Below are 22,213 nucleotides of genomic sequence, written 5' to 3' on the forward strand. Positions count from 1 at the left end.
ATGACGACGTTGCGTGGGCGGGGCCGGGTGGCCGGACTGCCGGAATGGGACCGGTGCGCGGTCATGGGCGTGGTGAACGTCACGCCCGACTCCTTCTCCGACGGCGGCCAGTGGTTCGACACCGAGCTGGCCGTGAAACGGGGCCATGAGCTCATCACCGCCGGGGCCGACCTGGTGGATGTCGGGGGCGAGTCGACCCGGCCGGGCGCCGCCCGCGTCGACGAGGCCGAGGAGCTGCGCCGGGTGATCCCGGTCGTCCAGGAGCTGGCCGCGGCCGGCGCCCTGGTCAGCGTGGACACCATGCGGGCCACGGTGGCCGAGCGGGCCGTGGAGGCCGGGGCCCGGCTGGTCAACGATGTGAGCGCCGGGGGTGCCGATCCGGCCATGATCCCCACGGTGGCCGCCGCCGGGGTGCCCTTCGTGGTGATGCACTGGCGCGGCCAGTCGATCGACATGAACAACCGCGCGGTCTACCGGGACGTCGTCGGCGAGGTCCTCGCCGAGCTGCGCACCGGCCTGGAGCGCGCGGTCGCGGGCGGTATCGACCCGGAACGGATCGTGATCGACCCGGGCCTCGGCTTCGCCAAGGAGGCCGAGCACGACCTGACGCTGGTGGCACAGCTGTCCGCGCTGCGTGAGCTGGGCCGTCCGCTGCTGGTGGCGGCCTCCCGGAAGCGGTTCCTGGGACGGGTGCTGGCGTCCGGCGACGGCACCCCGCCACCGGCCCGGGAGCGCGACGCCGCCACCGCCGCGGTCACCGCGATCGCGGCGCGCGAGGGCGCCTGGGCGGTCCGGGTCCACGAGGTGCGGGCGAGCGCGGACGCGGTCCGGGTGGCACGGGCCATCGAGGCGGCCGGGAACGCGGCGGGAGCGCCGTGACCTCCCTCACCGACGGCGAGCGGGTGGCACGGGCGAACACCGCGCTGTACGAGGCCATGGAGCAGGGCGACCACGCGGCGCTGGAGCGGCTGTGGCTGGACGCGGCGGACACCGAGGTGTCCTGTGTGCACCCCGGCTGGCCGGTGCTGCGCGGCCGGGGCGAGGTGCTGCGCTCCTATGCGCTGATCATGGCGAACACCGAGTACATCCAGTTCTTCCTGACCGATGTCGAGGTGTCGGTGCTGGCCGACACCGCGCTGGTGACCTGCACCGAGAACATCCTGAGCGGCGCCCCGGCGGAGGAGGAGGGCGAGCTGGGGCCGCTGGTGGGACAGCTGGTGGTGGCTACGAACGTGTTCCGCCGGACGGATGACGGCTGGAAGGTCTGGTCGCACCACGGCTCCCCGGTGCTGGCGGAGAGTGACGAGGACGGTCCGGAGGGCCCGGAGGGACCGGACGACGGCGGACGGCTGATGCCGGACTGACGGACCCCGTTCAGCCCCCGCGAGGTGCGGGTAGGGGTCAGGGACGCGGGGGCGCGGAGCGTGCGCGCCGTGACCCCGTGGGCGAGTGCCGACGGCGCCCGCAGGTAGATTCGAGAGAGGTACCCCGGCAGACGGCCGGGGACGGGTGGTGCGTTCCGGGCACGTCGGGACGTGCCCGCGTACCGACGACCGGCGGGAGTGATTCGGGTGGATCGTGTCGCGCTGCGCGGCCTGAGGGCCCGCGGGCACCACGGGGTGTTCCCCCATGAGCGCGAGGAGGGTCAGACGTTCGTCGTGGACCTGGTGCTCGGCCTGGACACCCGGCCCGCCGCGACCGCCGACGACCTGAGCAGGACCGTCCACTACGGGGAGATCGCGGAAGAGGTCGTGGACGTGGTGCGGGGTGAGCCGGTCGATCTGATCGAGACGCTCGCCGAGCGGATCGCGGACCGCTGCCTCAAGCACGACGTGGTACAGGAGGTCGAGGTGGTGGTGCACAAGCCGCAGGCCCCGATCACCGTGCCCTTCGACGACGTGACCATCACCATCACCCGGAGCCGAGTATGAGCAGCAGCGACCCGACCGTGCAGCCCGTTCCCACCTCCGTGGTGGAGCGGGTGGACGCCGCCGACGTGACGTTGAGCAACCCCAAACGGGCGGTGATCTCGCTCGGCAGCAATCTGGGCAACCGTCTGGAGACCCTCCAGGGCGCCATCGACGCGCTGGAGGACACTCCCGGGCTGCGGGTCAAGGCCGTGTCGCCGGTGTACGAGACGGACCCCTGGGGCGTGGAGCCCGGCACCCAGTCGACGTACTTCAACGCCGTGGTGCTGGTGAAGACGACCCTGCCGCCCTCCTCGCTGCTGGAGCGCGGCCACGCCATCGAAGAGGCGTTCGAACGGGTGCGGGACGAGCGCTGGGGCCCGCGCACCCTGGACGTGGACATCGTGTCCTACCAGGACGTGGTCTCCGACGACCCGACGCTCACCCTCCCCCATCCGCGGGCCCACCAGCGCGCCTTCGTGCTGGTCCCGTGGAACGACGTGGACCCGCAGGCCGAGTTCCCCGGCCGGGGCGCGGTCTCCGGGCTGCTGACCGAGATGGGCCAGGACGGAGTACAGGTCCGTGAGGACCTGGAACTGCGCCTGCCCGAATAGACGTTGATCTCCCGGTAGGTTCGGGAGATGTTGGCACGTACGAGTTGAGGGGCGACCGCGCGGTGGAGCAACTTCGGATCCGGGTGCTGGTCGGGCTGTTCGCCGTGGCCGGGGTGGTGTCGTGGGCGGGCGCCCGGCTGTGGGACACACTGGGGACGCTGCCCAGCGTTCCGGTGGCCGCACCGATCGTGCTGGCCCTGATCGCGGTCGTGCTGGCCGCCACGTCACTGTCCCTGCGCGCCCGGCTGCGCGCCCAGCGTGAGCGCCGCCCCGGCGCCAAGGGCGTGGATCCCCTGGTGGCCGCCCGCGCGGTGATCTTCGGCCAGGCCAGCGCCCTGGTCGCGGCCCTGATCGCGGGTATGTACGGCGGTGTGGGCGCCTTCCTGGCCATGGACCAGCTCGATGTCCCGGCCCGCCGGGACCAGGCCATCTACGCCGGTTTCTCCGTCCTCGCGGGGGCGGCCGTGGTCGCCGCCGCCTTCTTCCTGGAGCGCGTCTGCAAGCTCCCCGAGGACGACGACGAGCAGAACGGCGACGGCGGCCCCAGCGCCGCCGCCCGCGCCTGAGCGCCGAGCACGGCCCCTCCCGCGCAGCGGACCCGGCTAGCGGGCCATGATCAGGCTCATCGCCTCGGCCCGGGTGGCGGCGTCGCGCAGCTGACCGCGGACGGCCGAGGTGAGGGTCTTGGCCCCGGGCTTGCGCACCCCGCGCATGGTCATGCACATGTGCTCGCACTCCACCACGACGATCACGCCGCGCGGTTCCAGTATCCGCATCAGGGAGTCGGCTATCTGCGTGGTCAGCCGCTCCTGGACCTGGGGGCGGCGGGCGAAGACGTCCACCAGCCGGGCCAGCTTGGACAGCCCGGTGATCTTGCCGTCATGGGACGGGATGTAGCCGACGTGGGCGACGCCCACGAAGGGGACCAGGTGGTGCTCACAGGAGGACATCACCTCGATGTCCTTCACCAGCACCATCTCGTCATGGCCCAGGTCGAACGTGGTGGTGAGGACGTCCTCCGGCTGCTGGCGCAGCCCCGCGAAGATCTCCTTGTAGGCACGGGCCACCCGCCCCGGGGTCTCCCGGAGCCCTTCCCGGTCCGGGTCCTCGCCGACGGCGATGAGGAGCTCACGGACCGCGTTCTCGGCGCGCTTCTCATCGAACTCGCCGATGCGGCCTTCGCCGTACAGCGTCACCGGGTCGGTCATGGATTGCCTCGTTCCTCACACACACATACAAATGCGGAATGCCGCGTCAACAGGCTAGAACCTGGCTGACGCGGCATTCATTCCGGGGCCGTCCAGGGGCTCCGGGCCCCTGGACGCCGCGGTCAGTTCTCCGGACCGGTACCCGATTCCTCGGTCCGCTCCGGGGTCTCCTCCGGGGCGGTGGCCTTCGCGAGGGAGGCCGTCGGGGACTGGGCGCCGTTGGCCGGGGCCAGCTCCTTGGGGGAGAGCACCGGCGGACGGGTGGAGGGGGTGCGCCGCGATGAACCGGTCCACGCCGGACGGGCCGGACGCTTGACGATCGGGGCGAAGATCTCGGCGATCTCCTCCTTGTTCAGCGTCTCCTTCTCCAGCAGCGCCAGGACGAGGTTGTCCAGGACGTCGCGGTTCTCGACGAGGATCTCCCACGCTTCGTTGTGCGCGGCCTCGATGAGCTTCTTGACCTCCTCGTCCACCAGCGCGGCGACCTCTTCCGAGTAGTCGCGCTGGTGGGCCATCTCACGGCCCAGGAACGGCTCGGAGTTGTCGGAGCCGAACTTGATCGCGCCGAGCCGCTCGGTCATGCCGTACTGGGTGACCATCGCGCGGGCCGTGGCGGTCGCCTTCTCGATGTCGTTGGAGGCGCCGGTGGTCGGGTCGTGGAAGACCAGTTCCTCGGCCGCCCGGCCGCCCATCATGTAGGCGAGCTGGTCCAGCATCTCGTTGCGCGTGGTCGAGTACTTGTCCTCGTCCGGCAGGACCATGGTGTAACCCAGGGCCCGGCCGCGGGAGAGGATCGTGACCTTGTGCACCGGGTCGCTGTTCGGAGAGGCCGCCGCGACCAGGGCGTGACCGCCCTCGTGGTACGCGGTGATCTTCTTCTCCTTGTCGCTCATGATCCGGGTCCGCTTCTGCGGTCCGGCCACGACACGGTCGATCGCCTCGTCCAGGAAGTGGTTGTCGATCAGCTTCTTGTCGCTGCGGGCCGTCAGCAGGGCGGCCTCGTTCAGCACGTTCGACAGATCGGCACCGGTGAAGCCGGGGGTGCGGCGGGCGACGGCCGACAGGTCGACGTCCGGTGTGACCGGCTTGCCCTTCTGGTGGACCTTGAGGATCTCCAGACGGCCCTGCATATCCGGACGGTCGACGGCGATCTGCCGGTCGAAGCGGCCCGGGCGCAGCAGCGCCGGGTCGAGGATGTCCGGCCGGTTGGTGGCGGCGATCAGGATGACGCCGCCCTTCACATCGAAGCCGTCCATCTCGACGAGCAGCTGGTTCAGCGTCTGCTCGCGCTCGTCGTGACCGCCGCCCATACCGGCGCCGCGGTGGCGGCCGACGGCGTCGATCTCGTCGACGAAGACGATCGCCGGGGCGTTGGTCTTGGCCTGCTCGAACAGGTCACGGACCCGGGAGGCACCCACACCCACGAACATCTCGACGAAGTCGGAACCGGAGATCGAGTAGAACGGGACGCCCGCCTCACCCGCGACGGCACGCGCGAGCAGCGTCTTACCCGTACCGGGCGGGCCGTAGAGCAGCACACCCTTGGGGATCTTGGCGCCCACGGCCTGGAACTTCGCGGGCTCCTGGAGGAACTCCTTGATCTCCTGGAGCTCCTCGACCGCCTCGTCGGACCCCGCCACATCGGAGAAGGTCGTCTTCGGGGTGTCCTTGGTGATCAGCTTGGCCTTCGACTTCCCGAAGTTCATCACCCGGGAGCCGCCGCCCTGCATCTGGTTCATCAGGAACAGGAAGACCACGACGATCAGCACGAACGGGAGCAGCGAGAGCAGGATCCCGACGAACGGGTTCTGCTTCGACGTCGAGACGTTGTACCCGTCCGGGATCCCGTTGTCCTTCTGGGCATTCGCCTGAAGGGTCCGGGCGAGGTCGACGCCCTGGTCACCGATGTAGGTGGCCTGGAGCTTGTCGCTGCCGGAGATCTTCGCGACGTTGTCCTTGAGCTTGATCTTGATCTTGTGCTCGTCGCCGGTCGTCAGTTCGGCGGACTGGACCTGGTTCCGGTTGATCGCCTTGACGACCTGGCTGGTGTCCACCGACTTGTAGCCGCCGGACGAGCCGACGACCTGCATCAACACGACCACGGCGAGGACGGCCAGCACGATCCACATGACCGGCCCACGGAAGTAGCGCTTCACGTCCATCCATACGGGGCGAAATCGCCCCGTCCCTCCTGCCACAGTGAGGCACGGCAGCCCTGGAGGGGCGCCTGTGCGTGCGGTGTATTGCGGTGTATTTGTGGTGTATGAGCTGTCTGATCCTCAGCCTCGAAAGAGGCTGACCTTCGGACGGTACCCCAGCATTGTCACCCGACGCCGCCGTGGACTGTTAACAAAACCGCCTTCCCCTGCTCCAACGGCGGGAAACCGCGACAGGTTCCCGCCGGGCGCGCCGCGGCGGCGGGACGGCTCAGCCGCCGTAGACGTGCGGCGCCAGCGTGCCGACGAAGGGGAGGTTGCGGTACTTCTCCGCGTAGTCCAGTCCGTAGCCCACGACGAACTCGTTCGGAATGTCGAAGCCGACCCACTTCACGTCGATGGCGACCTTGGCCGCCTCCGGCTTGCGCAGCAGGGTGCACACGTTCAGTGAGGCGGGCTCGCGCGAGCCGAGGTTCGACAGCAGCCAGGACAGCGTCAGACCGGAGTCGATGATGTCCTCGACGATCAGGACGTGCCGTCCCTTGATGTCGGTGTCCAGGTCCTTGAGGATCCGCACCACACCCGAGGACTGGGTGCCCGCGCCGTAGGACGACACGGCCATCCAGTCCATGGTGACGGGAGAGGACAAGGCGCGCGCCAGGTCCGCCATCACCATCACCGCGCCCTTGAGGACACCGATGATGAGCAGGTCCTTGCCCGCGTACTCCGCATCGATCTCGGCGGCCAGCCCGGCCAGCTTCGCCTTGATCTCTTCCTCGGTGATAAGGACCGACTTCAGGTCGGTGCCCATGTCCTTGTCGTCCACCCGCGCCACTCTCGTTCGACAGTCCGGCAATTCGGCGGGCGGATCAGCCCTGCCGGATGACCAGTCTGCCACCCTCCCGGCGGACCTCTACCCGCCCGGGGAGGTTGATGGCCCGCTGACCCCGCCAGCCGGTGATCAGCCGGTCGACCTCTTCGATGTGGCGGGCGAAGAGCGAACCGGCCGGAGCGCCCGCGGCGATGGCCGCGCGGCGCAGCACCCGGCGGCGGACGGCGGTGGGCAACCCGTGCAGTCCGGCGGTGTCCAGCTCGACCGTCCCGCCCCCTTCGGCGGGCACCTCGGCGGTGGTCACCACATCGGCCTCGGCACGGGCGGCCCAGGCGTCCAGGGCGTCGGCGTCGTCACGGGAGAGCTGGGCGGTGCGGGCGAGCGCTTCGACGACACCTTTGCCGAGAGCCTTCTCCAGGACGGGCAGTGCCTCGTGGCGGACCCGGGAGCGGGTGTAGGTGGGGTCCACGTTGTGCGGGTCGTCCCAGACCGGCAGCGACTGGGCCAGACAGGCCTTGCGGACGGTGTGCCGGTCGAGCTGGAGGAAGGGGCGGCGGTAGCGGCCGCCGGCGCCGGAGACGCGGGCCATACCGGACAGGGAGCGGATACCGGAGCCGCGGGCGAGGCCGAGCAGCACCGTCTCGGCCTGGTCGTCGCGGGTGTGGCCGAGCAGGACGGCGGCGGCGCCGTGGCGCTCCGCGGCGGCGTCGAGGGCTGCGTAACGGGCGTCGCGGGCGGCGGCCTCGGGACCGCCGTCCCGGCCGACGGCGACCGGGATGGACTCGACCGGTACGAGGCCGAGCTCGCGCATCCGCTCGGCGACCTCGGCCGCGCGGACGTCGGAACCGGGCTGGAGACCGTGGTCGACGGTGATGCCGCCGGCGCGCAGGCCCAGCCGGGGGGCCTCGAAGGCCAGTGCGGAGGCGAGCGCCATGGAGTCGGCGCCGCCGGAGCAGGCGGCGAGCACCAGCGGCCCGTCACCGGGCGCCCGCCGGGTGCGCGGGGCGGTGGCGGGGCGGGAGGAGGGCGGAGTGGGGGCCGAGGAAGCGACGAGGACGTCGTGCAGGACGCGGCGCACCGCCAGGCGTATCGCGGCGACCGCTGGATGGGGACCCATGTCCGTTTCCCATCTGTATGCGAGGGGGTGCCTCGGGGGGCGTATACGAGATGTCGTCACGCAGAGTATGTCGATGGTGACAGAAGCGAGCTGTTCCCCGAGCATCGCACGCCTACCCGTGGCCCACGGTCCCTCGGACGGGTGATTAAGGGGGGCATTCCGCCGCCGCCGAGTGTGCCGGTTCTACGACTCCGCCCTACGGTGCACCCGCGCGACCCACTCCGCCGGTTTGTTGATCTCCGACTTGGTGGGGAGGGTGTTCGGGGACGTCCAGACCCGGTTGAAGCCCTCCATGCCGACCTCGTTCACCACGGCCCGTACGAACCGCTCACCGTCACGGTACTGCCGCAGCTTGGCGTCCAGCCCCAACAGTTTGCGCAGCGCCTGGTCCAGCCGTCCGGCGCCGCTGGCCCGCCGCTTCTGGAACTTCTCGCGGATCTCCGCCACGGAGGGCACGACCTCCGGGCCCACCCCGTCCATCACGTAGTCGGCGTGGCCCTCCAGCAGGGACATCACCGCCGTCAGCCGGGCCAGGATCTCCCGCTGGGCGGGCGTCTGGACCAGCTCGATGATGCTGGACGCGCCCCGGTCCCCGGTGTCCTCCCGCTCCCTGCCGCCGCCGAGGGACTGGACGGCCTCGCGCAGCCGCTCCAGCAGGGTGGCCGGGTCCACGTCGGTCTCGCCCAGGAACGCCTGGATCTCGGACTCGATGTGGTCGCGCAGCCACGGCACGGCGGTGAACTGGGTGCGGTGGGTCTCCTCGTGCAGCGCCACCCACAGCCGGAAGTCATGCGGGTGGACGTCCAGCTCGCGCTCCACGTGGACGATGTTGGGGGCCACCAGCAGCAGCCGTCCGCCGCCCGCGGTCCCGGGCAGCTCACCGCCGCCGGGTGCGAAGGTCTCGTACTGGCCGAGCACCCGGGAGGCGAGGAAGGACAGCAGCATCCCCAGCTCCACACCGGTCACCTTGCCGCCGACCGCGCCCAGCACCGCGCCGCCGGGCATACCGCCGCGCCGGTCCTGCATCTTGCCGAGCAGCGGTTTGAGGATCTGGCGGAAGCCCGCGACATTGGCCTTGATCCAGCCCGCGCGGTCCACCACCAGCACCGGGGTGTCGGAGTCCGGACCTCCTGGCACGGCCATCCGGGTGAACGCCCGTACGTGCTCCTCGGACGACTTGGCGTGCCGCCGCAGCTCCGCGACGACCGCGCGCGCCTCCTCCCGGCTCACCTCCGGCCCCGGGCGGACCAGCCGGGTCGCGGTCGCGACCGCGAGGTTCCAGTCGACCATCTCCACACCACCGATGCTCGTCATGGCTTCACGGTACGTGGCCCCGGTCGCATCCGGGAGGAGACGGCGGCCCGTACACGCGGTCGCCGGGGTCCGCCGTCACCTCCGTCAGCGGCAGCCGCAGTTGGCCAGGGCCGAGGCCATCCGGTCCAGGGCGTGCTGGGCGCCGTCGGGGTCGGTGGTGCCGTTGGTGATGAAGGTGAAGACCAGCAGCCGTCCGTCCGCGTCGACCACCGTGCCCGCCAGGGTGTTGATCCCGGTGAGGGTGCCGGTCTTGGCGCGGACCACCCCGCGGCCCACCGAGTCCTCGGCGTAGCGGGTGCGCAGCGTGCCGTTGAACCCGGCCACCGGCAGTCCGGTGAGGACCGACCGCAGTTCGGGGTGGTCGTGGTCGGCGGAGCGCACCAGCGTCTGGGCGAGCAGGGCGGCGGAGACCCGGTCGGCACGGTCGAGACCGCTGCCGTCGGCGATGTGGACACCGCCCACCGGCAGGTCCAGCTTCCGCAGCCGGGCGGTCACCGCCTCGGCGCCACCCTCGAAGCTGGCGGGCCGTCCGGCGGCGATGGCGGTCTGCCGGGCCAGCGCCTCGCCGAGGTCGTTGTCGCTGTTGGTCAGCATCCGCTCGACGAGCGCGGACAGCGGTTGGGAGCGTACGGCGGCCAGCGCCTCGGGGGTCTTCCCGGCCTCCCGGGACCGCGGTTCGCCCTTCACCTCGATACCGCGGTCGCGCAGCAGCGACGCGAAGGTGCCGGCCGCGTCGGCGGCCGGGTCCTCGGCGCGCGGGGCGGGACCGTGGTCGCTGTCGTCCTGCCGTCCCTCGTCGACCATGAGCGGGGTCACCGGCGAGATGTTCTCGTTGACGCCGATCGGGTGCAGACCGGGACCGGAGTAGAGCGAGGTGTCGTAGCCGAGCCGGACCGTCCGGGCGTCGCGCTTCTTCAGCGCGCGGGCGGTGTCGTCGGCCAGTTTCCGCAGCGAGGCGGGCTGGTCGGGGCCCTTCACCGGACGGGCGGTGAGCGTGGGGTCGCCGCCGCCGACGAGCACGATGCCGTCCTTCCCGGCCCTGACGACGGTGGTCTTGATCCGGTAGTCGGGGCCGAGCGCGGAGAGCGCGGCGGCGCCGGTGGCCACCTTGATGATGGAGGCGGGCACCGCGGCGCTGTCCGCCTTCGCCCCGTACACCTGGCGTCCGGTGGCCACGTCCACGACGGACACCGAGCGCCGGTCGCCCAGGGCCGGGTCGTCCAGCAGCGGTTCGAGGGTGTCGGCCAGCCCGCCGCCGGTGGGCGGCGGCACCGCGTCCTCACCGCTGTCCGGTGACGGTTCGGCGGTGGGCGCGCCGAGGGCGGCCAGCACCGGGGACGCGCTGGGCGCGGGCCTGTCCCCGCCGTGACGGTCGCCACCCGTCGCCGGTCCCCCGGCGGCGCGGGCCCGTTCGGCCGTACGCTGACCCGAGTCCCACGGCCCGGCCACCAGCACCGAGCCGATCGCGACCGCGAGGCCCACCGTCGCGGCGACAGCCGTCACCCGTACGGTGCTCCGCTGTTCGCACGTGGCCCGCCGCCACTGGTCCCGCACTCGGCTCCGCCCGCGGCTCAGCCACTCCCTGACCTGCCACGATCTGGCTTCAGGCACGACCGACCAGCCCCTTTCGCCACCACACACCTGCGTGGGGGACACTTAATCACCAGACGTATGTGTTGATCATGGAGGAGCCACCCGTGGAGTTCGACGTCACCATCGAGATCCCGAAGGGTTCGCGGAACAAGTACGAGGTGGACCACGAGACGGGACGTATCCGTCTCGACCGTCGGCTCTTCACTTCGACCAGCTACCCCGCGGACTACGGCTTCGTCGAGAACACCCTCGGCGAGGACGGTGACCCGCTGGACGCCCTGGTCATTCTCGACGAGCCGACGTTCCCCGGCTGCCTGATCAAGTGCCGTGCCATCGGCATGTTCAGGATGACCGACGAGGCGGGCGGCGACGACAAGCTGCTCTGTGTCCCGGCCTCGGACCCGCGGGTGGAGCACCTGCGTGACATTCACCACGTGTCCGAGTTCGACCGCCTGGAGATCCAGCACTTCTTCGAGGTCTACAAGGACCTGGAGCCCGGCAAGTCGGTCGAGGGGGCCGACTGGGTGGGCCGCGCCGAGGCCGAGGCCGAGGTCGAGGCGTCCATCAAGCGCCTCGAGGCGTCCGGCGGCCACTGAGCCACCACAGACAGCGGACGGGCCGGAGTGATCCGGCCCGTCCGCTGTTTTTCCGCTCCGTCCCCCGGAATTCCGGGGATGTCCGGGCTCGGCCCGGGGGGTCAGAAGCCGCGGGTGCGCTTGGCCGCACGGCGGTCGGCCGGCTCGATCCCGGCGCCCGGCATCCTGAGGAAGAGCCGTGCGGCCTCGTTCCCCAGATTCACCCCGATGGCGATCGCCAGGGCCAGTGCGGCCGCTTGGGTGAGGTGGGAGACCCCGCGGTCCAGATTGCCCTGCGCCAGGGCCAGCAGTCCGAAGTAGGTCGCGCTACCGGGCAGCAGCGGGCCGATCGCCGCCGTGACGTAGGGCAACGCGGAGGCGAAGCGGTAGCGGGACAGCAGCTGGCCGAAGAGGCCGACCAGTCCGGCGGCCACCGTGGTGGCGGCCACTTCCGGGACGTCCGCGGTGTCGGCGAGGGCCGCGTAGACCACCCAGGCCACCCCGCCGTTGAGCGTGGCGAACAGCACGGTGTGACGTTCCTGCTGGAGCAGGATCGAGAACGTCAGGGCGAGCAGCATCGCCGCCAGTATCTGGATGTACGGCCGCTCCACATGGCGCAGCGCCGCCTCCGGGTTGAGCTTGGCGTCCAGTTGCAGACCGCCGTACAGCACCGTGAGCACCCCGCACACGATGCCCACGATGAGGTAGCCGACTTCCAGGAGCCGGGCCGCGGCGGTGATGTAATAGCCGGTCAGCCCGTCCTGGACACCCGCGACCAAGGCCCGTCCCGGGATCAGCGCGAAGAGTCCACCGGTGATCACCGCGGACGCCTGGAGCCCGGAGCCCACCAGGCTGAGCGCGACGCCCATCGCGGCCGGCGGCATCGCCGCGACCACGAACTGGTAGAACTCCGGCAGCCCGCGTCCGGAGGCCAGCCATGCCAGCCGGTCGCCGAGCATCGCGCCGACGGCCGCGGCGAAGAACACCGGCCATTCACCGCCGACGAGCATGCTCGCCGCTCCGGCCAGCCCGCCGCCGGCCACGGTGAGCGCCCAGCCGGGGTAGGGGTGGCGGTTACGGCGTATCTCGGCCAGCCGCCGGTACGCCTCCTCCAGGGTGATGTCCTCGTGTGTGGTGATGTCGTCGACCAGCCGGAAGACCGCGGAGAGCCGGGTGTAGTCGGTGCCCCGGCGGCGCACGGTGCGGCTGGCGGTGACCGGGTCGTCCACCAGCGACGCCTGGTAGCTGACCGACAGCAGGGTGAAGGTCACCGTCGGTTCGCAGCGGTCCAGCCCGTAGGCATGGGCCACGCCGAACATGGCCGCCTCCACGTCCTCGGCCCCCTCGCCGCCCGCGAGCAGCAGCTCGCCGATGCGGAGGGTGAGGTCGAGCACACGGGGCACGGCGGGGCCGGTGTCGTCCTCCGACCGTTCCACGCGCTCGGGGAGCGGGCGCTCACCGAGCGGCATCCGCAGCATGGTGCGCATGCGGTCCTGCCAGGGCGCGTCCTTGGTCAGCCGGACGACGGGTATCCCGCCGGGCGGGGTGAAGGCCGCGAAACCGCCGGTGGTCGAGTTTCCGCCGGGCTGGGGCCTCATCCCGCCGGGCGGGGCGAAGGCGGAGCCCTCGGGCTCGGCGGCGGGCTCGGCGGCGAACCCCTCGGGGACGGCGAACTCCGATGTCGGGTGCTCGTCCTCGGAGGCCGGGGGCAGTGGTAGGCCCAGAGGCGGGGTGAAAGCGCTGTGCGCCTCGTCGGACTGCGGCTTGCCGTTCCCCGCCGCGTCCGTCTCCGCGGTCCCGCCGCGCTGTCCCTGCTGTCGTTCCGACCCCACGTCTCCTCGCTCCTCGCCAGCCTCCCCGTGCATTTCCGGGCGGTCCCGCGCCGATACGACAGGGGCCACCGCTGCCCATTGTGCGGGGCGGTGGCCGTCTACCGGGAGCGGGGGCGGAGCTGGGGCCGATGTGAAGCGGGGGGAAGAGAAGCAAAAAGGGGTGAACGGGGTGTGACCGGCGCGGACGGGGACTCTGGGGCCCCGGGGGTCAGCGCTTGGCGTGGCGTCCGCGCGGGGCCTGCGGCGGCGCTCCGGCGCCCGGCCGCCCCCCGGACGCGTCGGACGCGCCCCGCTCCGCCGGTCCGGCGGCGGCCTTCTTGGCCTTGCTGCGGGCCCGCAGGAACTCGATGGCGATCGGGATCACCGACAGCAGCACGATGCCGATCAGGATCAGCTCGATATGGGCGTGGACGAATTCCACCTTGCCGAGCGCCGCACCGAGCAGGGTGACGCCGGTGCCCCACAGCACACCGCCGATGATGTTGAAGATGATGAAGGAGCGGTAGTTCATCCGGCTCACGCCCGCGATGATCGGCGTGAAGGTGCGGACGATGGGCACGAAACGGGCCAGCACCAGCGACTTCGGTCCGTGCTTCTCGAAGAACTCGTGGGCCTTCTCCACGTTCTCCTGTTTGAAGAGCTTGGAGTCGGGGCGGCGGAACAGCGCCGGGCCCACCTTCCGGCCGAAGAGATATCCGGCCTGGTCACCCAGGATCGCGGCGAGCGCGATGGCCGTGCACACCAGCCACAGGTCCTGCTTGATCACATCGGTGGTGACCAGCAGTCCGGTGGTGAACAGCAGTGAGTCGCCCGGCAGGAAGAAGCCGATGAGCAGGCCGGACTCCGCGAAGACGATGGCGAGGACGCCGAGCAGACCGAAGGTCTCGATCAGATAGTCCGGGTCCAGCCACTGGGGGCCGAGCGCGAGAGTGGTCACGGGTGACAGGCTCCTGGGTCGAGGGGTGCAGGCTCGTGCGAGGCCCGGCCGCAGGTCGGGGCGGACTGGATGCGGGGTTCTTCGCAGTGTGCCGCCCAAAGCTATCAACGCCGGGTGCCTGCCCTTGGTTCCCACCGGTCCGGGAGGCGCGCCCGCGGGCCCGGGGAAACCCCGGGCCCGCACCGGACGGCTCAGCCGGGAGTGTGTCCCGCGCGCTCGGCGTTGGCGAGGATCGCGGCCCGGAGGTAGGCGGCCAGCCCCGGCTTGATGGCGTCATAGGTGGCGGTGAAGCGCTCGTCCGCCACGTAGATCTCGGCCAGACAGGTGTGGATCCCGTAGTCGCAGTCGTAGAACCAGCGGACGATCTGCTGCCGGTGCTCCTCGGCGAGATCCATCGCGGCCTCCGACTCCGGCGGGGTCCCGGCCTCCAGGAGGGCGGCGAGGACGGTGTTGAGCCGTTCGCCCTCCGCCTTGATCCGCAGCAGGTCGTCCTTGCCGTAGGTCGCGTACCGGCGCATCGACTCCCGGTACGCCTCGGTGTGGCCCCAGCGCTCCTCGGCCTCCTGCACGTACTGCTCGGGGTCGGCGTCGCCGAAGACCTCGAACCTCTCCTCCGGGGTGAGGTTGATGCCCATCTTCCGTGCCTCCATGGCGTGTTCGACGGCGGCGGCCATCTGCCGCAGCCTCTCGATCCGTTCGGTCAGCAGCTGGTGCTGGTGCCGCAGGAGTGCCTGCGGGTCCGCGTCCGGGTCGTCGAGCAGCACCGCCACCTCCTCGAGCGGAAAGCCGAGCTCCCGGTAGAACAGGATCTGCTGGAGCCGTTCGAGATCGGCCTCGTCGTACCGCCGGTGCCCGGCCGGGCTGCGGGCGCCGGGGCGCAGCAGTCCGATCTCGTCGTAGTGGTGCAGGGTGCGCACCGTGACGTTGGCGAAGGCCGCGACCTGTCCCACGGAATAGCTCATGTCCGCTTCCGCTCTCCTGGTGTCGGTACCGGTCGTGCTCCCGGTACGGGCTCCACGCTGCGCCCTCACCTCACGTGAGGTGCAAGTCCGTATCGCGAAACCCGGATGAGGAGGGATTCCGGACCCTGGCATCCTGCTGATTGTGCTCGGGATAACGGATCTATCGACCTATCTGGCGGGCCTGGCGCTGATCATCCTGCTGCCGGGGCCCAATTCGCTCTACGTGGTGTCCGTCGCGGCCCGCCGCGGCCCCCGCGTCGCCTATCAGGCGGCGGCGGGCGTGGTGTGCGGGGACGCGGTGCTGATGGCGCTGTCGGCGGGGGGCGTGGCCTCGCTGCTGCACGCCAGCCCGCTGGTGTTCACCGTGGTGAAGTTCGCCGGCGCGGGCTATCTGACCTGGCTCGCGGTGGGCATGCTGCGCGGGGCGCGGGCGCTGTGGCGGCGCGGCCCGGGGGCCGTACGGGCCGTTGACGCCGACGCCGGCGACGCCGGTGGCGCGAGCGGCGCGACGGGGACCAAGGCGGAGCGGCCGTACCGCAGGGCCCTGGTCATCAGCCTGCTGAACCCCAAGGCGATCCTCTTCTTCATCTCCTTCTTCGTGCAGTTCGTGGACCCGGAGTACGCCCATCCGGCGCTGTCGTTCGTGGCGCTGGGCGCCTGGGCGCAGTTGTTCAGCATCACCTATCTGTCGGTGCTGATCTTCGGCGGTACGTATCTCGCGGCCACCTTCCGGCGGCGCAGGCGGCTGACCGCCGGTCTGTCGGCGGGCGCGGGCGCGGCGTTCCTGGGCTTCGCGGCGAAGCTGTCGCTGAGCAGCGCGGGGTAGCGGCGGGGGGCGACGCGGGGGAGCGGCGCCGGACAGCGGCGCGGGACCGAGCCTTACACCCGATATGCCCGTATTTTCGGGAAGATGGCACTTCATCGAGGCTCCAGCGTCAGACACGGCAAGGAAGAGCGGTCCGGCTTCTCCGTCAACCCCTTCTACGGCGAGGCGGACCCGGTCAGCGGTATGGCCGCCGAACCCCCGCGCCACCGTCTCCCGGACGGACCGATGGCGCCCTCCGCCGCGTACCAGTTCGTCCATGACGAGCTGATGCTGGACGGCAACGCCCGGCTGAACCTCGCCACCTTCGTCACCACGTGGATGGAGCCGCAGGCGGGCAAGCTGATGGCCGACTGCCGCGACAAGAACATGATCGACAAGGACGAGTACCCGCGCACCGCCGAACTGGAACGGCGCTGTGTGGCGACGCTCGCCCACCTGTGGCACGCGCCCGACCCGGAGTCCGCCGTGGGCTGCTCCACCACCGGCTCCAGCGAGGCGTGCATGCTCGCCGGGCTGGCCCTCAAACGGCGCTGGGCGAAGCGGAATCCGGTGCGCTACCCGGCCACCGCCAAGCCCAACCTGGTCATGGGCGGCAATGTCCAGGTGTGCTGGGACAAGTTCTGCAACTTCTGGGAGGTCGAGGCCCGCCAGGTGCCCATGGAGGGCGACCGGTTCCACCTCGACCCCCAGGCCGCCGCCGACCTCTGCGACGAGAACACCATCGGTGTGGTCGCCGTGCTCGGCTCCACCTTCGACGGATCCTACGAGCCGGTGGCCGAGGTGTGCGGGGCGCTGGACGACCTCCAGGAGCGCACCGGACTGGACGTACCGGTCCATGTGGACGCGGCCTCCGGCGGGATGGTGGCGCCGTTCCTCGACACGGAGCTGGTGTGGGACTTCCGGCTGCCTCGGGTCTCCTCCATCAACACCTCGGGCCACAAGTACGGCCTGGTCTACCCGGGGGTGGGCTGGGCGCTGTGGCGCACCCCCGAGGACCTGCCCGAGGAACTGGTCTTCCGGGTCAACTACCTCGGCGGCGACATGCCCACCTTCGCGCTGAACTTCTCCCGGCCCGGGGCCCAGGTGGCCGCCCAGTACTACACCTTCCTGCGGCTGGGCCGGGAAGGCTTCCGCGCGGTCCAGCAGAACTCCCGCGACGTGGCCTGCTCACTGGCCGACCGGATCGAGGCGCTCGGCGACTTCACCCTGCTGACCCGCGGCGACCAGCTGCCGGTCTTCGCCTTCACCACGGCGGGCGGGGTGCGGAACTTCGATGTGTTCGACGTCTCGCGGCGGCTGCGGGAGTGCGGCTGGCTGGTGCCCGCGTACACCTTCCCGCCGAACCGCGAGGACCTGTCGGTGGTGCGGGTGGTGTGCCGCAACGGCTTCTCGATGGACCTCTCGGACCTGTTCATGGCCGATCTGAGCAGTGTGATGCCGGAGCTGCGGGCCCAGGCGAAACCGCAGGAGCGGCCGGAGTCCCAGGCCACCGCCTTCCACCACTAGGTGAATCGGCCTGGAGTGCGGTGGGAGGCGTGCGGATGGCCGGCGCGGTCGGGCGGGAGACCCTCCCGGGGCCCACGTACGCGACCGGTCGTCCGGTCCCGGCAACGCGGCGGGCCGGGTGCCAGGCGTCGTGGGTCCGGCGGGACGGTGCGGACACGGCCCAGGCGCTCCGCGGGACGTGCCACGCGGTGCCGTCCCGCGTCCGCGGCCACACCATGGCTCAGCGAGGCCGCCCGGCCGGGTCAGCCCGGCTGGGACGCGGTGCCGAGCAGCAGCCCGGCCCTGCGGCGCACCGCCTCCAGGGCCCCGGGTCTGCGGCCGGGCACCCGGCCGCGCAGCTCGATCAGCCGCGGGGCGAGGGCACCGGCCCGCGCCGGGTCCGCGATGAACTGCCACTGGTGGTGCGCCCGGTCCACGGCCCCCTCGACCTCGGGGTCCCCGGCCGGTTCCCCGTTGCCCAGCCGGGCGTCCGCCACCGCGAGCCACAACTCACAGGCGCGGGCCGGGTCCCCGGCCAGCCGGGCGAGGTCGGCGCGCACCTCCAGCCAGTGGATCGCTTCCGGGGAACGGGGTCCGGCGGCGCGCAGGGCCTCCTGCTCCCAGGCCGCCGCCATCGAGGCGGCCTCGCTGTGCCGTCCGGCGTGGGCGGCCTCGAAGATGGCGGCGTGCGGATCCGGCACCACGACGGCCCCCGGAGCAGACGGCGCCCGGTCCGGTGCGGGTACGGCGTCCTGGGGCGCGGGACAGCGCAACGGTACGCCCGGTACCGCTCCCCCCGGGCGCGGAGACGTTTCCCCTGACCCGTCCAGCAGCAGGACGGACCCGCCGCCGAGGCCCGCCTCGGCCACGGCCCGTTCATGCAGCCGGGCATACGGCGGCACGGCGTCCGGCGCACCGCCGGACGTGCCGCCCGCCGCACCGCGCAGCGCGTCGGCCAGCGCCCGGCTGTAGAGCGGCGCCGCGAGCCGCCGCTTGGGCGGGGCCGGAGCCACCGCGCCGTACAGCGTCAGCCCGGCGGAGAGCCGGCCGGGGCCGCCCGCGGATCCGGACAGCCCCGGCCAGGCCGTCTCATCGGCCACCAGGTCGGCCAGCACCGTGGTGCTGCCGGACGGCCGCCGGGCGAGCTCCGAGGCCAGCCAGTGCCACGGCAGCGCCGTGTACCGGGCCGTCCGCGGGGTGGTGCGCGCCAGTGCCAGATGCGGTAAACGCTGCTTGGCGTCCACGGTGAGCTGGCCCGCGAGGTAGATCAGCACCGGGCCCGGATGGGCGGCCGCGGTCCGCAGGTGGGTGAGGACCGTCTGCGGGTCGGCGGGGTCGACGAGTTGGACCACACTGGCGCCGCCGGGCGTGCCCAGCAGCGCGGCCGGAGGCACCGCCGCGAGCTGTGGCAGCGCGGCGGCCGCGTCCATCAGCCGCTGCCTCCCGGCCGGCCCGGCCGCGATCAGCAGGGCGTAACCCGGCCCCCCGGCCCGCTCCGCCCCCGTGCCCACGCTGTCGTTCCCCATACCCGCACCGTATCCGCAACCGCCCACCACCGGTGACGATGTGACGGAGGTGGTACCCGGACCGGGGCCACCTCCCTCAGCGGCTGAGCCCGCGGAAACGGCCCACGGCGAGCGGGAAGAAGACCGCCAGCAGGAACAGCGGCCAGCAGACGGCCAGCAGTCGGGCGTGCTCGACGGCCCAGGAGCCGCCGCCCCCGGCACCCGGGATGCCGAACAGATCGCGGACCGCCGCCGCCGTGGCCGACATCGGGTTCCACTCGGCGACCGTCCCCAGCCACGCGGGCATGTTCTCGGGCGCGGAGAAGGCGTTGGAGAGGAAGCCGACCGGCCAGACCAGGATCTGCACGGCCTGGACCAGTTCCGGACGTCCGGCCACCATGCCCAGGTGGATGCCGATCCACAGCATCGCGAACCGCAGCCAGAGCAGCAGCCCCACCGCGTACAGCGCGTCGCCGAGCCCGTCGTGCCAGCGCCAGCCCATCGCCAGGGCGACCCCGATGAGCACGCACAGGCTCAGCGCGGACTGGAGCATGTCCAGGACGCTGCGCCCGACCAGCACCGCCGACGGGGCCATGGGCATGGAGCGGAAGCGGTCGATGACGCCCTTGTTGAGGTCCGTGGTGACCGCGAGCATCGTCCCCTCCAGGCCGAAGGCCATGGTGAGGGCGAGCATCCCGGGCACCAGGTACTCCTTGTAGTCGCCACCTCCGGGAACGGTCATCCCGCCGCCCAGGAAGTACGCGAACATCAGCAGCATCATCACCGGGAAGACCAGGTTGACGACCACCTGGACGGGCCGGCGCGCCCAGTGGGCCAGTCCGCGCCGGGTCATGGTCCAGGAGTCGGCGAGGGCCCAGTACAGGGTGTTCGCGGGCCTCGCGGTGGTGTCCGTCGCGGCGCTCATACGCCCGCCCCTTCCTTGGTGGTGTGGTCCGTGCCGCCGTCCGCGGCGGCATCGGCCGCGCTCTTCCCGGTGAGATGGAGGAAGACCTCGTCCAGGGTGGGGCGGCGCAGCACGATGTCCTCCGCCTCGATCCCGGCCGCCGCGAGCGCCCGTACGGTCCCGGTGAGCGCGGCGACCCGGTCCTCAACCGGTGCGCCGATCCGCCGCCGGTCGGTGTCGGTCTCGACGGCGTCCGAGCCGGTGGCCCGGCCCACGAGCGGGACGGCGGCGACGAGTTGGCGCCCGTCGCGCAGTACGACCTCGATCCGGTCCCCGCCGATCCGTGCCTTGAGCTGGTCGGCGGTGCCCTCGGCGATGGACCGGCCGTGGTCCACCACGCAGATGCGGTCGGCGAGTTGGTCGGCCTCCTCCAGGTACTGGGTGGTGAGCAGCACCGTGGTGCCGCAGCCGACCAGGGAACGGACCGCGTTCCACACCTCGGTGCGGCCGCGTGGGTCGAGCCCCGTGGTCGGCTCGTCGAGGAAGAGGACCCGGGGCCGCATGATGAGGCTCGCGGCCAGGTCCAGCCGGCGCCGCATACCACCGCTGTACTGCCCGACGGCCTTCTGGCCGGTGTCGGTGAGGCCGAACCGCTCCAGCAGCTCCTCCGCGCGGGCCCGCGCCCGGCGGGCTCCGAGGTGGTACAGCCGGCCGAACATCTCCAGGTTCTGCCGTCCGCTCAACTCCTCGTCGACCGCGGCGTGCTGGCCGAGCAGCCCGATGCGGTAGCGGACCTGGTCGGGATCGCGCCGTACGTCGTATCCGGCGACCTCGGCCCGGCCGCCGTCGGGCCGCAGCAGGGTGGCCAGGATCCGCACACAGGTGGTCTTGCCCGCCCCGTTGGGACCGAGCACGGCGTGCACGGTGCCCGCGGGAACGGTCAGGTCGAGTCCGGCGAGCGCCGGTTTTCCGCCGTAGGTCTTCCGCAGTCCTTCGACCACGATCGCGGGATCGCTGTCGGCCAAGGTCTTCCCCTCTCACATGTCTCACCGCAGTCATGCCTCACGCGGTAATCAAATTTGACTATGCGCCCCGGGAGGCTAATCCCCGATCCAGGGCTAGTCAAACTTGATTAATGGATGAGTCCCAGGGACCCGTCATCGGGCCGGGTCGTTGATCTAGTGGCTCTCGTCGTGGTCCGGCGGGGAGGCGTCCACCAGCACATCGACCGAACGCTCCCCCTCACCCGCCATCACATACGCCCCGCCCTCAAGGCGCTCGATCAGCCCGCGGGTCCACTCCGCCCCGCTGTCCGCGGAGTGCAGCCAGAACTTCATGATCTCGCCGATGTGGCCCCACTCCTCGGGCGCGCCCCCGGCGGGCATCCAGTGCCGGGTCACCTCTTCCCGCCACCCCTCGAGCGCGGCCACCCGCTGCTTGAGCAGACCGATGGCCTCGGCCCGGGTGAGGTCCACGATGAACCCCACCCCGGCCGTCAGTTCGTCCAGCTTCTGACCGTGCTCCAGCAGGGACTTCCGCAGCAGCCGGAAGTACTCCTCCTCCCCCGCCTCGGTCAGTTCGTACTCGGTGCGCGGGGGGCCGCCCGCCGTGCTCGGCGCGATGTCATGGGCCCGCATCAGCCCTTGTTTCGCCATCTGTTTGAGCGCGTGGTAGATCGATCCGGGCTTGGCGTTGGACCACTCGTGCGCGCCCCAGAACTCCAGGTCGTTGCGGACCTGATAGCCGTGCGCCCGCCCGTGCTGGCGCACCGCTCCCAGCACCAGCAGCCGGATCGCTGACATCGCCCGATCTCTCCATCCTGCCGTCGTCCCCGCGGCCGTCTCGCTGCCGTCAAGGCTAGACGCGACGGGCCGGGCGGGGCGGACCGGGCGGATCAGGAGGTGGCGGAAGGGTCACCGGTCTCGTCGATGAGGACGAAGGCGGTCTTGCCGTCGAGGGTCTCCCGGATGATGTCCGCGTGACCGGCGTGCCGGGCGATCTCCTGGATCAGGGTCAGCAGCAGGAAGCGCATCGACCGCTCACTGCCCTCGGGGAACCACGGGGCCCGGGGCAGCGGGAAGGTGCCGTTCAGGTCCGGCAGCGAGCGGATGAACTTCTCGGTGCGCACCGCCACGTCGTCCCAGAAGGCGAGCAGCCCCTCGACGCTCTCGCCCTCCTCCAGCACAAAGCTGAGGTGCCAGTTCTCGTGGTTGCGCACGATGCTGTGCGGTACGCCCCTGGCGTCCTCGACCCAGCCCTGCTCGACTTCCGCGACATGCTTGAGCAGCCCCGCCAGCGACAGTTCGCTCACGGAGGGCCTGCTGTCCGCCTGCTCGGCGGTCAGTCCGTGCAGGGCCCGGCGGACGGCGCCGCGCTGCGCCTCCAGGAAGCCCAGCAGGGCGCCGGCCTCGTCGCCATGGGCTTCCTGGCTCACCAGAGTGGGCAT

22 protein-coding genes are annotated in these 22,213 nt (G+C 71.5%); 8 read left to right on the plus strand and 14 right to left on the minus strand.

Annotated elements, in window-relative coordinates; all coding sequences use genetic code 11:
* From folP to AC07FT_RS29735, 5 genes are all read left to right on the plus strand, one after another.
* Window positions 1-879, plus strand: a complete 879-nt coding sequence (folP, locus tag AC07FT_RS29715) for a dihydropteroate synthase (protein ID WP_479179034.1) — start codon at window positions 1-3, stop codon at window positions 877-879.
* Window positions 876-1,364 (plus strand): nuclear transport factor 2 family protein, encoded by a 489-nt coding sequence (locus AC07FT_RS29720; protein WP_479179035.1) that lies wholly within the window; start codon window positions 876-878, stop codon window positions 1,362-1,364. Before folP ends, AC07FT_RS29720 begins: the two co-directional genes overlap by 4 nt.
* A 207-nt stretch (window positions 1,365-1,571) precedes the next feature.
* Window positions 1,572-1,931, plus strand: coding sequence for a dihydroneopterin aldolase (gene folB, locus AC07FT_RS29725; protein WP_254739787.1), 360 nt, complete (start codon window positions 1,572-1,574; stop codon window positions 1,929-1,931).
* Window positions 1,928-2,521, plus strand: coding sequence for a 2-amino-4-hydroxy-6-hydroxymethyldihydropteridine diphosphokinase (folK, locus tag AC07FT_RS29730; RefSeq protein ID WP_471191173.1), 594 nt, complete (start codon window positions 1,928-1,930; stop codon window positions 2,519-2,521). Before folB ends, folK begins: the two co-directional genes overlap by 4 nt.
* Window positions 2,522-2,583: 62 nt before the next feature.
* Window positions 2,584-3,087 carry a DUF3180 domain-containing protein gene (locus AC07FT_RS29735; protein ID WP_479179037.1) on the plus strand — a complete coding sequence of 168 codons (504 nt, stop codon included), beginning with the start codon at window positions 2,584-2,586 and terminating at the stop codon, window positions 3,085-3,087.
* 36 nt (window positions 3,088-3,123) lie between these two features.
* Here AC07FT_RS29735 and folE read toward each other — a convergent pair whose 3' ends face one another.
* From folE to dacB, 6 genes are all read right to left on the minus strand, one after another.
* Window positions 3,124-3,729, minus strand: a complete 606-nt coding sequence (gene folE / locus AC07FT_RS29740; protein WP_479179039.1) for a GTP cyclohydrolase I FolE — start codon at window positions 3,727-3,729, stop codon at window positions 3,124-3,126.
* Between the two features lie 122 nt (window positions 3,730-3,851).
* The gene (gene ftsH / locus AC07FT_RS29745; RefSeq protein ID WP_471191179.1) at window positions 3,852-5,891 is read right to left on the minus strand and encodes an ATP-dependent zinc metalloprotease FtsH; all 2,040 of its coding nucleotides are present in this window, start codon (window positions 5,889-5,891) and stop codon (window positions 3,852-3,854) included.
* 265 nt (window positions 5,892-6,156) lie between these two features.
* Window positions 6,157-6,696, minus strand: a complete 540-nt coding sequence (gene hpt / locus AC07FT_RS29750) for a hypoxanthine phosphoribosyltransferase (RefSeq protein ID WP_254740160.1) — start codon at window positions 6,694-6,696, stop codon at window positions 6,157-6,159.
* A 58-nt stretch (window positions 6,697-6,754) separates the two neighbouring features.
* The gene (gene tilS / locus AC07FT_RS29755) at window positions 6,755-7,834 is read right to left on the minus strand and encodes a tRNA lysidine(34) synthetase TilS (protein WP_479179040.1); all 1,080 of its coding nucleotides are present in this window, start codon (window positions 7,832-7,834) and stop codon (window positions 6,755-6,757) included.
* Between the two features lie 183 nt (window positions 7,835-8,017).
* Window positions 8,018-9,148: a zinc-dependent metalloprotease gene (locus AC07FT_RS29760; RefSeq protein WP_479179042.1), complete on the minus strand. Its 1,131-nt coding sequence runs from the start codon at window positions 9,146-9,148 to the stop codon at window positions 8,018-8,020.
* A gap of 84 nt (window positions 9,149-9,232) precedes the next feature.
* A complete protein-coding gene (gene dacB, locus AC07FT_RS29765) occupies window positions 9,233-10,759 on the minus strand; it encodes a D-alanyl-D-alanine carboxypeptidase/D-alanyl-D-alanine endopeptidase (RefSeq protein WP_479179044.1) in 1,527 nt (508 codons plus the stop codon).
* 86 nt (window positions 10,760-10,845) lie between these two features.
* On the opposite strand from dacB, the gene AC07FT_RS29770 reads away from it, so the two are divergent.
* The gene (locus tag AC07FT_RS29770; RefSeq protein WP_254739803.1) at window positions 10,846-11,337 is read left to right on the plus strand and encodes an inorganic diphosphatase; all 492 of its coding nucleotides are present in this window, start codon (window positions 10,846-10,848) and stop codon (window positions 11,335-11,337) included.
* 101 nt (window positions 11,338-11,438) lie between these two features.
* On the opposite strand, the gene AC07FT_RS29775 is transcribed toward AC07FT_RS29770, so the two are convergent.
* The 3 genes from AC07FT_RS29775 to AC07FT_RS29785 all read right to left on the minus strand — a co-directional run bounded on the left by AC07FT_RS29775 (window position 11,439) and on the right by AC07FT_RS29785 (window position 15,047).
* A complete protein-coding gene (locus AC07FT_RS29775) occupies window positions 11,439-13,181 on the minus strand; it encodes a threonine/serine exporter family protein (protein ID WP_479179046.1) in 1,743 nt (580 codons plus the stop codon).
* Window positions 13,182-13,356: 175 nt separating this feature from the next.
* On the minus strand, window positions 13,357-14,085 hold the full coding sequence (locus AC07FT_RS29780; protein ID WP_479179047.1) for a DedA family protein: 729 nt from the start codon (window positions 14,083-14,085) through the stop codon (window positions 13,357-13,359).
* Between the two features lie 191 nt (window positions 14,086-14,276).
* A complete protein-coding gene (locus AC07FT_RS29785; protein WP_479179049.1) occupies window positions 14,277-15,047 on the minus strand; it encodes a MerR family transcriptional regulator in 771 nt (256 codons plus the stop codon).
* A gap of 142 nt (window positions 15,048-15,189) precedes the next feature.
* On the opposite strand from AC07FT_RS29785, the gene leuE reads away from it, so the two are divergent.
* On the plus strand, window positions 15,190-15,873 hold the full coding sequence (gene leuE / locus AC07FT_RS29790; RefSeq protein WP_479179050.1) for a leucine efflux protein LeuE: 684 nt from the start codon (window positions 15,190-15,192) through the stop codon (window positions 15,871-15,873).
* 84 nt (window positions 15,874-15,957) lie between these two features.
* Window positions 15,958-17,379 carry a glutamate decarboxylase gene (gene gad / locus AC07FT_RS29795; RefSeq protein WP_479179051.1) on the plus strand — a complete coding sequence of 474 codons (1,422 nt, stop codon included), beginning with the start codon at window positions 15,958-15,960 and terminating at the stop codon, window positions 17,377-17,379.
* A gap of 242 nt (window positions 17,380-17,621) precedes the next feature.
* Here the strand turns inward: gad and AC07FT_RS29800 are convergent, their stop codons facing one another.
* From AC07FT_RS29800 to AC07FT_RS29820, 5 genes are all read right to left on the minus strand, one after another.
* The gene (locus AC07FT_RS29800) at window positions 17,622-18,884 is read right to left on the minus strand and encodes a hypothetical protein (protein ID WP_479179052.1); all 1,263 of its coding nucleotides are present in this window, start codon (window positions 18,882-18,884) and stop codon (window positions 17,622-17,624) included.
* A 76-nt stretch (window positions 18,885-18,960) separates the two neighbouring features.
* Entirely contained in the window at window positions 18,961-19,788 is an 828-nt protein-coding gene (locus tag AC07FT_RS29805; RefSeq protein WP_471191206.1) for an ABC transporter permease, read from the minus strand.
* The gene (locus tag AC07FT_RS29810; protein WP_479179054.1) at window positions 19,785-20,792 is read right to left on the minus strand and encodes an ATP-binding cassette domain-containing protein; all 1,008 of its coding nucleotides are present in this window, start codon (window positions 20,790-20,792) and stop codon (window positions 19,785-19,787) included. Before AC07FT_RS29810 ends, AC07FT_RS29805 begins: the two co-directional genes overlap by 4 nt.
* A gap of 153 nt (window positions 20,793-20,945) precedes the next feature.
* Window positions 20,946-21,569, minus strand: coding sequence for a PadR family transcriptional regulator (locus AC07FT_RS29815; protein WP_479179055.1), 624 nt, complete (start codon window positions 21,567-21,569; stop codon window positions 20,946-20,948).
* A 92-nt stretch (window positions 21,570-21,661) separates the two neighbouring features.
* Window positions 21,662-22,213, minus strand: a complete 552-nt coding sequence (locus AC07FT_RS29820; protein ID WP_479179056.1) for a DinB family protein — start codon at window positions 22,211-22,213, stop codon at window positions 21,662-21,664.

The organism is Streptomyces sp. NPDC045899, assembly GCF_056431485.1.

What these genes read in the sequence shown, in the direction of transcription:
- AC07FT_RS29760 (WP_479179042.1), bottom strand. Translation starts at nt 9,148, where the DNA reads ATGACGAGCATCGGTGGTGTGGAGATGGTCGACTGGAACCTCGCGGTC.
- hpt (WP_254740160.1), bottom strand. Translation starts at nt 6,696, where the DNA reads ATGGGCACCGACCTGAAGTCGGTCCTTATCACCGAGGAAGAGATCAAG.
- AC07FT_RS29800 (WP_479179052.1), bottom strand. Translation starts at nt 18,884, where the DNA reads ATGGGGAACGACAGCGTGGGCACGGGGGCGGAGCGGGCCGGGGGGCCG.
- folP (WP_479179034.1), top strand. Translation starts at nt 1, where the DNA reads ATGACGACGTTGCGTGGGCGGGGCCGGGTGGCCGGACTGCCGGAATGG.
- AC07FT_RS29775 (WP_479179046.1), bottom strand. Translation starts at nt 13,181, where the DNA reads ATGCACGGGGAGGCTGGCGAGGAGCGAGGAGACGTGGGGTCGGAACGA.
- folK (WP_471191173.1), top strand. Translation starts at nt 1,928, where the DNA reads ATGAGCAGCAGCGACCCGACCGTGCAGCCCGTTCCCACCTCCGTGGTG.
- AC07FT_RS29785 (WP_479179049.1), bottom strand. Translation starts at nt 15,047, where the DNA reads ATGAGCTATTCCGTGGGACAGGTCGCGGCCTTCGCCAACGTCACGGTG.
- AC07FT_RS29820 (WP_479179056.1), bottom strand. Translation starts at nt 22,213, where the DNA reads ATGCCCACTCTGGTGAGCCAGGAAGCCCATGGCGACGAGGCCGGCGCC.
- folE (WP_479179039.1), bottom strand. Translation starts at nt 3,729, where the DNA reads ATGACCGACCCGGTGACGCTGTACGGCGAAGGCCGCATCGGCGAGTTC.
- AC07FT_RS29805 (WP_471191206.1), bottom strand. Translation starts at nt 19,788, where the DNA reads ATGAGCGCCGCGACGGACACCACCGCGAGGCCCGCGAACACCCTGTAC.
- AC07FT_RS29815 (WP_479179055.1), bottom strand. Translation starts at nt 21,569, where the DNA reads ATGTCAGCGATCCGGCTGCTGGTGCTGGGAGCGGTGCGCCAGCACGGG.
- tilS (WP_479179040.1), bottom strand. Translation starts at nt 7,834, where the DNA reads ATGGGTCCCCATCCAGCGGTCGCCGCGATACGCCTGGCGGTGCGCCGC.
- ftsH (WP_471191179.1), bottom strand. Translation starts at nt 5,891, where the DNA reads ATGGACGTGAAGCGCTACTTCCGTGGGCCGGTCATGTGGATCGTGCTG.
- gad (WP_479179051.1), top strand. Translation starts at nt 15,958, where the DNA reads ATGGCACTTCATCGAGGCTCCAGCGTCAGACACGGCAAGGAAGAGCGG.